We start from the raw sequence: 11101 nt of genomic DNA on the forward strand, positions 1-11101 counted from the left end.
TTCTCTGTAATTTTAATTATCATAGAGGATGTATTGAATTTCAGAACTCTGACACATAAACACTATAAAAAAATAGCCAGTGATTGGTTGTAATCAATCACTGACTAAAGGAATTTATCAATTATTATTGCTCTTGCTCGTATACTGTGCGTGTACTATACCATTCCAAGTCATCTAAAATATTCGAAAGCTGTCTAATCATTTTTTCAAGTGTTTCTGCTCGAACTGTTTCCTCACTTGAAATAATATCATCATATTGCTGTATTAATTTAGCAGTAGCTTCTTCTGAAACGTACCTGCCAGGATTGTTTAGTGCAAAATAAAAAGGAAGCATTATGCAAATGAAAAATCCTGCAATGATGCTTCCTTTTTAGCGCAAAAAAATATCATTGTATGCACCCTTCAATTCTACTAACCTTCTAATTGGCAGAAAAGTTGATTAGGAGGAATGAAAGGATGCTTACAATGACGCAAATTCATCATATCAAATTTTTGTATGAGGATAAAGGTTATTCCTTACGGAAAATAGCTGAAGAAACCGGACATGATTTTAAAACTGTTCAAAAATAGGTGAACCAACAGGATTTTAATACTACGCCAGAAAAACGTAAAGTAATTCCTAAAAAGATTGACCGATACAAAGATGAAATGAAGTTGGACACCGCGAAGTCGCACGGACAAATCGATTAATTAAAAATGCGAATTTCGATACCATTAAGACATACGAAAATTATGATTTTACCCGAGTTTCATTACCGGCCAGTATCGATCTTACTACAATTCGAACAGGTAGTTTTATTGAAGCAAAGCAAAATTTGATTCTTTATGGACCATCTGGCGTAGGAAAGACTCATTTAGCAACCGCCATAGGCGTGGAACAATGTCATCAATGGAAAATAGTGAAGTTTTATCGCACTGCCGCTTTAGTAAACGAACTTATTGAAGCAAAGCAGGAAGGACGGCTCGCTAAGTTCTTAAAACAATTGAGAAAGCAGATTTATTAATTTGTGACGAGTGGGGATTTTTGCCTCTTAGTCAAGAAGGTGCGCAATTATTATTTCAAGTTGTATCAGCGTGTTATGAGCGTAAGAGTCTGATTTTAACAACCAATCTGGAATTCAGTAAATGGTCGACTATCTTCTATGATGAAAAATTAACCGTTGCATTAATTGATTGATTGATTAGTTCATCATAGTCACCTTATTGCATTTCAGGGTCCAAGTTATAGATATCAACATTCTAGTATAAATCTCTAAACTAAATAACCGAAGGGTGCTGGAATTTTAGTTTGCATTTTGAAGGAATTTTATCTTGCATAATACACACTTTCTATTGTGTCGTTACTTTTTAACTCATTACTTGGAGAAGTAAATTTAACTTTCGATGTTTTTCTAACTGTTTTCTTTGCTGATGGTTTCATGATTTTATTCATAGCTTCAATTCCTCCCGAATTTTAAGTCTTCGCATCAATAGCTTTTGCTCTTGGCTGAAACCAATCTTAAATGAGTTAAAATAGCTTCGCAACTATTTTTTTCGATAAACACAGGACTTTAGGTTATATATATTCAAACAAAGATAGGTATTTATTACTTTTTATCATTTATACATCTTTTTATTAATAATTTTCTATCAACAGATAACCTATTGAATTTGAGGCTTCTGAGATTTCAATTCTGTTTTCTAGAAGTACTTAAGGGGTTTACGAGAATGATTTTTAAGGCTCAATCCCATTTTTTTATTATCTTCATTAAAAGAAGTATTTCTAAACTACTCTTTTTTATTTCAGGCTAAATTTTATGATTCATTCTTGTGAATTTCATATTAAAGCATTTCTACAGCGTGCTGTTTTTCTACTTTGCTAATGTTGATGTAATGCTTCATGGTTGTATTCACCGATGCATGGCCTGCAAGTTTTGCTACCACCGTCAAATCAACGCCATTTTTTAGCAGTCTTGTACAAAATGTATGACGTAGCATATGTGGATGAATATGAAACTTCAATTGCTTACCGACTTCCTCCAACCATTTACGGACTGTGTCTCTATGCAGCTTTTCAGCTCGTTGACTTATCAAAAGGTAGTCGCTAAACGCGTATGAGCCCATTAAACGCTCTTCATTCATGTAGCTACATATTTCAGCGAACACGTCTTTTCGCAGCGGTACATCACGCAATTTGCCGCTTTTTCCCCTTACTTTTAAATTTCTTGTTAACTGGTCTATGTCCGACAGTCGAATATTTACTAATTCACTTACTCGAACACCTGTATAGAGAAGTAAATATCCCATCACCTTATTCCGTTGTGACTCCTTCTCAAGATGAAAAAGAAAACGTTCTACCTGTTCATCATCAAGTACACTTACTTCGTCTTCCGACCCATCAGCTACTTTTACCTTATCTCGTTTAATACTTACAAAGACTTCGTCCACCAGTCCTTCTCTTACAAGCCAATCATTGTACACTTTCAGCGACGTGATTTTCTTGTTGATGGTATTCACAGCCATATTATTTACTTTTAGAAACTTGATGTAGCTTGTAAAATACAAACGATTTATTAACGCTTCCTCAATCTCACGCTCACTTAAGTAAGCATTATACTTTCGCACGTCATTTACATAGCTTTTTACGGTCGTTTCAGCCTTGCCATCTTCCATAAGCCATTTTTCGAACGCTGCTAAAATCGAATTTAAACTTTCCATTGTCACGCACTCCTTTGAATTTCTGGTTAAATTCTTCCTATCCATGAATAATTAAAAAAAAGAGAAAACCGTATCGGCTTTCCCTATTTGATGTATGCAACGCTTGCACGTTCGAAGTTTTAATCTTCGTCTTCGAACTCTTTTGCGATGATCGTAATCGCTGTTAGTGCTAGTGTTACGACTAATTTAGCCCACGTCATGTTTGTCACCACCTTTCAAAGTGGTCATCATTTACATGCCTTCAGCCATTTTTAAGTACGCAATATAGTTTGAAACTAGACGCTGATCGTCAATGTCGTACATGCGGTCAATCGCCATTTCAACTTCCACTGCACCTGTTTCATACTCTTCTTCAACTACCTCTGACATGATTAAATCGAAGAACTCATCTTCTTCCATTAGCGGCCCAACAACTTCACCGCAGTCTATTTCTCTGTAATATGTCTCACCTTCAACCATGATTCTGTGGAATTTCTTATTCATCATTTTTCCTCCGTTCGTTGCTTTATTTAAATATTGTCACGTTCGCCTTTTAGCACGTTCCAATGTCTGCCATCAAAAGTGCTTCAACTAATTTTTACGTTCTTACTTTTTAGGTGAGTTTTCCTTTACTAATGTCACATTTTCGTCCACTACTTCATCATCAATTACCAAAATTTCTAAAGGTTCTTCTTTGCCGATTTCAAGTCGAATGAGAAGGTACTCGATACCATGTTCATTTCTGTAGCTCGCCAGTTCCGCTTGAATTGGCTCTGTCAGACCTTTCAGCATTTCAGGTGGCAAAAGCTTTTCATCCACTTCATCCGCGTACAATTGCACACTCTCCACCGCGATTTCCTCCTGTGGAACATAGATTTCTACACGATCATGCAGCACCTTTCTTAGCTTCTCTACCATATTCATTCCATCACTCCCTCATTAGAAAAAGCCCATTCCCGAAACGAGAATGGACTTCATGTGTATTTTCAAATTTATAATATATATTTCAAATTCACTTTAAGACAAAAGAAAAACCCCTAACCGAAGTTAGGGGAAAAAGACTACGTCATTTTATTTCCGTTCCATCCATAAGAGAGGTATGGGGTGGATTATTGTTGCGCTTTAACTAAATCAGTGTAATCAATAACGAATGTAGAAGTTGCAGTTGCACCATTATCACCAGTCCAGTTAATAGTTAAATTTTTTGTTTTATTAGCTGTTTGAGCTAATTCTTCTGCGGTAAATGAAAGTACTACATAAGCATTGTTAACGCCATCAACATTACTTGTATTACCATTACCCAAAGAATAACCAGTAGCTGTAAAGCCTTTTGGTGCTTCAATATTGAAACCTACATAAGCTGCACCAGCAGTAAGTGCTGGGAATGCTGTAGATGTAGATACTGCACCTTCACCAGATACTGTTAAATCCGTACCATCTTGTTTAATTGTAACATTTGCTAATTTGTCAGCTAAATCTGCAAATGCTGTACCAGTGAATGTAGCTGTTTCAGTTGCAGTAAGTTTAGTTGTTTTACCAGCCACAGCATTGTTTACTGCATCTACTCTACCTTGTAATGCATTTTTAGCATCGCCTGCTTCTACTGCTGTTACTTTAGCTTGTGCTGCTGTTACATCATTTTGTGTTGGTGCTGTTTTACCTTCAAGATCTGCTACTGCTGTATTAGCAGCTAATAATTTTTTAGCCGCATCAATTTTAGCTTGTGCTGCATCTTTAGCATCGCCATCTTCTACTGCATTTACTGCATCTTGTGCTGCATCGATTTCAGCTTGTGTTGGCTCTGTTTTGCTAAGTGAGTCTGCTGCTGTATTTGCAACTTCTACTGCTTTTGCATTAGCAATTTCTTTTGTTAATGATGCTACAGTATATTTATTACCTTTTGTTAATTGATCAAGAACATCTTTTGCAAATGCATCTTTATCTTCTAAATCTTGGTAAGCTGCTACATCTGCAAGAGCTTTTTTGATTGTATCTGTATCTAAAGCGTTATTTACAGCAGTTACGATATCAGATGTTACTAAACCAGTTGATTTACCTTCAAATGCGATTGAACCAGTTACAAGACCAACGCCTGCTTTAGTTGTAGTTGCTGTAATGTTAACATCTGATTCATTATCTGATTTAAGTTGGAATTTAACATCACCTTTTGAAGATAATGTAGCTTCTACAGAGTTGTTTGTATTACCTAATTGAATTTGTTGACCATCAAGGTTAAGTGCTAAACCAGCTAAGTTTAAGTTACCGAATGTAGTAGAGAAGTCTAATGTAACTTTACCTGCAGTAGTTGGTGCGTATGGGAAACCATTTTGATCTACTGTTTGGAATTCTACATCTACTGTTTCGCCTGCTTTAGCTTTAGTTACTTCTTTACCGTTTTTAGAGAATGTTAATTTAGCTGTTGCTACTTTAGCATCTCCGAAGTAAGTAATTTCACCTTTAGCTTGTGTATCTTGTGGGTCTAAGCCAGCTACAGAGCCATTTTCCACAAATACGATTGGCGTTGCATAATTGTTTGCTTTTTGGCTAGATACTGTATAAGTGACTTGACCATTTTTATCTGTAGTTAATTTGTAGATTTTTTCACCGTTTGCAGTTGCTTGATTAGGTGCTTTGTCACCATTAACATCGAATACTTCTAAAGCATCTTTAATATTTGGAGCTTTATTAGCTTCTTTTTCGTCAAATTTAACATACACAGTTGTTCCTGCTGGAGCAGTTTTACCGTTTTTATCAGTTAAAGTAGCTGTGTAAGTACGGCCACCAAAGTTTTCAGCATGTTTTGCCGCGCCAACTACTGTTTCTGTTGCTGCTGCTGCATTTGCTGAACCTGCTGCTACGTTAGTTAAACCGATTGTTTGGATGTTAGAGAATGTAACTTTTGAAGCAGTTACTTGACGTTCATCAACATTTAAGCGGTTTGTTGGAGCTTTATCTTCAAATACTACTGGAGTTACTGAAGTGTTCGCACCAGATACTGTGAATTCAGCTTCACCTTTAGCATTTAATGAGATAACAGCTTCTTGTTGTGTACCGTTTTTAACTTGGAATGGTGTTACTTTACCTGTTGTAGCATCAATTACTTGAGCTTTGTAATCAACTTTATCAGGAGTTACTTCGTAGTTTTCAGCAAATGTTACGTTTACTGTACCACTTGATTTACCACCAGTTACTTTATAAACTTTTTTACCGTTGTTAGCAACATCTGCCGCAGTAGTTACATCAGCAACTTTTAAGATGTTAGCATCTGAAGTTTTCCAGTAAACAGTTGAAGACGTACGTAATTCTGGTTTACCTGTTGGGTAAGAGTAAATTGTATCTTGACCATCTACTGCTTTGTATTGAGTGTAAGTGTAAGAAGCTACACCGTTTTCATCTGTTAATACTTCAACAACTTTATCTTCACCGAATACTTGATCGTTAGCGATGTTGAATGTTACAGGGATACCAGCTTTAGATTGGCCTTCTGCAACTGTTACTACAGATTTAACTGTAACTTGTTGACCGATTACTGCTTGTTGAGAAGTTTGGTAATCAGTAATTTTGTTAGCTGAGATAGCTGTTGGAACTACTGCAGATACACCAGTGAATTTTTTAGAAGATTCGCCGTGTGTAAGTGTGTATTCTTTACCAGCTTCTTGTGCAGAAGTAGTTAAGATAACAATTTTTTTGTTGTCTTGTTTAACTACAGCGTTAGTTACTTCTAAGCCTTCGATTTTGAAGTCAGCAGCTTTAGTATCAGCTTGAACTTGTTCTTTTTTGAATTCTACTTCAACAGTAGTAGCGTTAATAGCTTTTACTGAAGCGATATCTGTTACTAATACGCCGTTATCGTATTCTTTACCTTCGATTGTACCGTTAGCAACTTTACCGTTGTAGTAAGTTTTGCCTTTGAATTCTTTAAGACCTTTAGAAAGAAGACCGTCAGTGAATAATAATGTTTCACCAGCACGTGTAGCTGTTTTGTCGCCTTTTTTAAGTTTACCGTTTAGGTATAAGAATTTGTCGCCTTCAACGTTTGTGTAAACAGTGTAACCTTTGTCTAGTTTACCGTTTTTGTATAAACGTTCGTTTTTACCAGCTTGTTTCCAACCATCTGCTAATTTACCATCTTTGAATAGTAAAGTTTTGCTGTTAGCAGTTTTGTAACCTTTTTTAAGAGTTGGACCGTAGTAAAGACGTTGTGCTGCACCTTTACCGATGATTTTGTATTTTTTAGCTGGAGCTAATTTACCGTTTTTGTAAAGTTTGCCGCCGAATACTTTCCAGCCTTTTACTAGTTTACCTGTAGTAGATGAAACTAGTTGATCTTTTTTGTTTACTTTGTAAGCAGCTGCTGACGCTTGAGGCGCTACTGCTGTTGCTACTACAGATGCAGTAAGTGCTACTGCTGCTGCAGATTTAACGATTTTGTGTTTTCCCATGAATGAAAATCCTCCCTTAATTAGATATGATCAGTCAGCCCGCAACCTAGCGGAAAGTGTATCAACTGATCATGCTTAGCCTAATTATCGTCCAATCACACGAGAATTTCCACCTTTTTTTATGTAAAATAATTCTACTAAACAGTGACCATATCACTATATTATTAAATATATCAAATATATATCCTTATTAAAATTGTATACAATATTTTTTTATTATTTTTATCAAATGAGTGTTATGGTTTCGCTTTATTTAGTGTAGAAGTATTGTTTTTAAGTCATCTGATGTCACACGTTTAACGGTTTTATTGCATTTTTTTCGTTTTGTAACAATTGTTTGAGTTGTTTTTTAAATACGATCGTTAATATGCATGGAGTTTCTTCCTATTATATAGCGTTATATATATGGTTAATATCAACATTCTTTTACATAATTTTACATTCATGTTGCGTGTATTATTACAAATGTTACAAATGTATGCTGAATATTCTCACCATGTTTTCTACTTTTCTCTAGGTATATTGACTATGTTTACTAAAGGCGGAATTTGTCGAATCTCGTTTTTACGAGCAAATTAGAAGCATCACGAAAGAATTGTTTAAAAAAGAGCTCCTCCAATGAGAAGCTCTTTCTAGTTATTCAAATGTACGAAGTGTCGATTGATCAATCCAACCGATTTCTCCACTATCAAATAGTTTCACACTGATATAAGTGACATTTTCCGTCCCTTTTTGTGTGATAGCTTGTCCTTTATTATCTAATAAGACCGCTACATGGACGTTTTTCTTTAACGTCGCAATCGTTTTTGCTGTCGGTGTGCCCGCTTCTGATAACACTACCGTATTATCTTTCGTCGTTCCTGCTAATGCTGGGATACTTAATGTTGCCGACTGCACCCATGCTTGTTGGCCTTTGTAATCAATGCGGAACCAACGTGATGTTGCACTCGGATCTTTCACATCTTCATGATATGCGACGATGTTAAGTGTATCTCCGACTTTCGCTGTTGTGAGTTCACGCGATGCTGTCGCATATGGTAACGTATAAATTTTTGTCGTTGCTTTTACTGTTGCGGTTGCTTCTATTGTACGGAATGTTGCTGGTTGTGGCTTGTCTGCCGGAATAATATGGTCGTATGTCGCTGAAATGGTTGCTGGTTCGATTGCTGATGGCGTTTGTTTATCATAATAATCCGCATCATACGCTTTCATATCGTTCATTAATCGTGAAATGTTCGCGCTCCAATTTTTTGCAGTCGCATATTTCACGTTCATACCTGCTGGCGTTGTGCCATTATTATAAATCGCACCTTCTTTTAAGTACTTATTGTAAATCGCATCAGCATAGTACCCGACGCTATCGTTCATCGTTGGGAAGTATAGCGCACATGTTTTCGCACATGAATCGTACGCTTGATAGCCGAAGCCGTTATTTTTGTATTTAAAAATTTCCGATTGGCCCCAACCTGTTTCTAAAATGGCATGTGCTAACATAAACTGCGCATTAATGCCGTACTTTTCTTGCATATTTAGGAATGCTGGGATTGCTTGATACAGTGGATTTGACTTAATCGCCGTTCCTTTTTTCTTTAATAGGTAAGCTTCCATTTCTGCTTGCGTAATATTGGATACTTTTCGCAAGTTTTCTACATAGTAAGGATTTGATACGCTCGTCGCTGCGACCCATACCGTTTTGTTGTCGATGATGCCTTTATAATAGACGATATTGCTAATCGTTTGTGACGTTAATGGGATGAATCCGTCCGTGCGATACGACGTCAATGTATCGTAGACGACTGTTCCTTTTCCCCCTGCTTCACTATATGCTTTACCGAGTCCATTTAAATATAGCGTCGCTTTTTTGTTTGTCACATCAAATGTTGTAACAGCTGACGTCTCGACCCAACCGATTGCTTCGCCGTTGTATACGAGTTGATAGTATTTGTCGCCATCTGCTGTTATAGCTTCTTTTGCAATTGTGTATGACTGTACTTTTTCCGCTGCTGACATATTTCGAGATGTGTCTACATTTGTGACATCTGTATAAATGGCGATATTTCCGCTATTGATCGTTGCTTGTAAATTGACATCACGATATGTTGGTTCAGCTGGCTTCGGTTTTTGTTTAGCTGTTGTATTGGATGCGGCAGTCCAAATTGCAACATCGTTCACCGTCTTACCGTAGTACCAACGTTTGCCGTCAACTTCTGCTGTTTTCGTAACCGTAAAGTCTGTATTTGCAAGTGCTGCAAGTGTGGATAATACAGCTTCTCTCGCTGCTGAACTACCTGCTTGCGCGTAGCCACGCCCCGTTCCTTTCAGCGTACGTACTTCGTCGATATTCTGTTCATTCGTATACGTTTGTGCTTTCGTATCGCTCGCTTTCACCCAACCGATACTATCAAATTCATAATAAATTTCGTCATCGACTGTTGCTTGCTTCGTAATCATTGTTGTTTTTTTCACGTTTGCTGATGCAACGGTCGTTTTGTTATCAAAAGCTTGTAAGTCTTGAATGACTTGTGCTTTTTTATTCGTAATGCTCGCAACGAGTGAGACGGGTTGCTCTATGATGACAATCGTTTCTGGTTGATCTGGTGTTGTCGGTGCTGTTGGTTTTTCTACAGTCGGTGCTTTGGACGTAATAGATGATGATTTTACCCAGACGCTATTCGCACCGATTTTACCGATATACCACGTTGCTTTTCCGACTTTAGCTTTTGCCGTCGATTTGAAGACGTCATTTTTGTACGGTTTCAGTGTGCTATAAATGACATTGCGAGTGCCACCTGCTGGACGTGAATATCCTTTTCCTTTGTTTTTCACGTAAAATGTCTTTTTGCTATTCGTTACGTATTTAAATGTTTGTAGCTTCAGACTCTTTTCTTTCACCCAACCGATTGCTGCATCTTCTTTTTTACGTTTTAGTTCGTAATACGCGACGTCACCGATCATTTTTTTCGCATAAACGTAAAAGATTTCATTCGTATACGTTGTACCTGCTTTTGTGAGCGCCTTTTTATCGCCCGCTCGTTTATAAATTGGTGTTTTGGCGGATTTGACGCTTGCTACGTAACTCACTTCTTCAGCTTTCACGTCAGGTGTTGCTGCCGTTTTATCAACACTTGATGCTTTTATCCATGTGTTAATACCGCTTACGACGCCGAAGTACCACGTTTCTTTCCCAACTTTCGCTGTTGATAGCGGTTGGAAAGCTTGTCCTTTATATGCTGCTAAGCTTGTCAATAAGACGTTGCGCGCTAAGCCACCTGGGCGTGTGTAACCAATACCTGTACCGTTTAACGTTTTTGCGGTCGCATCATTTTTCGGATAGCTAAACGTGCTTATTTTTAATGCATTTAGTTTCACCCAACCGATTGGTGATGTCGTATCCGTTGCACCACGCGTAATTTGCGCATATGTTGTACCGTTGACGATCATTTGTTTACGTACGTAAAAAATTTCGTTCGTATACGCTTTACCTGCTGTTGCGAGTGCTTTCGTATCTCCTGCGTTTTGATAAATCGCTGTTTTTGCTGAAGTGATTTCTGCCATATAGCTTACGTTTGTTGCTGTCGTTGATTGTGTCACAGCTTGCGCGTGTAATGACGTTGCGAGTGGCGCTGTGATAATCGTCGTTGCTAAGCACGTAGCCGCAAGCGACTTCCAATATTTATGCATATCGATTGTTCCGCCTTTCCGTATGTATTAGTTCTAATATAACATGTTGCACTTGTCAGTTGTGTAGGATTTTAGGCGCAAAAAAAGACTAGCACGTCGCTAGTCTTCGTTCGTTTAATAAATTAATACGTTGCGCGCATCTACCCATACTGCGGTTTTCGGCGCAGATGTTAAATACACTTTGTACCAAATTGTATTGTTACGATCTTTTTTCTCGGTAATCGATTTTCGCTCATACAATTTGACGTCGGCTTTTTTGACCCAGCCGATGACTTTTTTGCCTTCTTGTAAGCGTTGAACTA

At 37.5% G+C, this 11101-nt stretch carries 7 protein-coding genes and 1 pseudogene; 1 reads left to right on the top strand and 7 read right to left on the bottom strand.

Translation table 11 applies throughout. The annotated features are described in order from the left end of the window. Positions 1-124: 124 nt before the first annotated feature. Positions 125-334, bottom strand: coding sequence for a hypothetical protein (locus KMHG_RS03345; RefSeq protein ID WP_010286949.1), 210 nt, complete (start codon positions 332-334; stop codon positions 125-127). A 355-nt stretch (positions 335-689) separates the two neighbouring features. Between KMHG_RS03345 and KMHG_RS19920 the strand changes: the two are divergent. Beyond that, a pseudogene (locus tag KMHG_RS19920) lies at positions 690-1177 on the top strand (ATP-binding protein). 644 nt (positions 1178-1821) lie between these two features. Here the strand turns inward: KMHG_RS19920 and KMHG_RS03365 are convergent. The 6 genes from KMHG_RS03365 to KMHG_RS19250 all read right to left on the bottom strand — a co-directional run. After that, complete coding sequence (locus KMHG_RS03365) at positions 1822-2697, bottom strand: tyrosine-type recombinase/integrase (RefSeq protein ID WP_010286952.1); 876 nt, start codon at positions 2695-2697, stop codon at positions 1822-1824. A 231-nt stretch (positions 2698-2928) separates the two neighbouring features. Further along, positions 2929-3156 (bottom strand): hypothetical protein, encoded by a 228-nt coding sequence (locus KMHG_RS03375; RefSeq protein ID WP_049929296.1) that lies wholly within the window; start codon positions 3154-3156, stop codon positions 2929-2931. Positions 3157-3282: 126 nt separating this feature from the next. Then, positions 3283-3600, bottom strand: a complete 318-nt coding sequence (locus tag KMHG_RS03380) for a hypothetical protein (protein WP_010286954.1) — start codon at positions 3598-3600, stop codon at positions 3283-3285. A 185-nt stretch (positions 3601-3785) separates the two neighbouring features. Further along, positions 3786-7118 carry a hypothetical protein gene (locus tag KMHG_RS03385; protein ID WP_010286955.1) on the bottom strand — a complete coding sequence of 1111 codons (3333 nt, stop codon included), beginning with the start codon at positions 7116-7118 and terminating at the stop codon, positions 3786-3788. A gap of 636 nt (positions 7119-7754) precedes the next feature. Next, a complete protein-coding gene (locus KMHG_RS03390) occupies positions 7755-10799 on the bottom strand; it encodes a GW dipeptide domain-containing protein (protein ID WP_010286956.1) in 3045 nt (1014 codons plus the stop codon). A 114-nt stretch (positions 10800-10913) separates the two neighbouring features. Next, on the bottom strand, positions 10914-11101 hold a 188-nt coding region (locus tag KMHG_RS19250), incomplete at its 5' end, for a GW dipeptide domain-containing protein (protein ID WP_010286957.1).

The organism is Kurthia massiliensis (assembly GCF_000285555.1).
GTDB classification, from domain to species: Bacteria; Bacillota; Bacilli; order Bacillales_A; family Planococcaceae; genus Kurthia; species Kurthia massiliensis.

Bases quoted from the DNA above. Each gene is read 5' to 3' on its own strand.
- KMHG_RS03385 (WP_010286955.1), bottom strand. From the start codon at position 7,118: ATGGGAAAACACAAAATCGTTAAATCTGCAGCAGCAGTAGCACTTACT.
- KMHG_RS03380 (WP_010286954.1), bottom strand. From the start codon at position 3,600: ATGAATATGGTAGAGAAGCTAAGAAAGGTGCTGCATGATCGTGTAGAA.
- KMHG_RS03365 (WP_010286952.1), bottom strand. From the start codon at position 2,697: ATGGAAAGTTTAAATTCGATTTTAGCAGCGTTCGAAAAATGGCTTATG.
- KMHG_RS03345 (WP_010286949.1), bottom strand. From the start codon at position 334: ATGCTTCCTTTTTATTTTGCACTAAACAATCCTGGCAGGTACGTTTCA.
- KMHG_RS03390 (WP_010286956.1), bottom strand. From the start codon at position 10,799: ATGCATAAATATTGGAAGTCGCTTGCGGCTACGTGCTTAGCAACGACG.
- KMHG_RS03375 (WP_049929296.1), bottom strand. From the start codon at position 3,156: ATGGTTGAAGGTGAGACATATTACAGAGAAATAGACTGCGGTGAAGTT.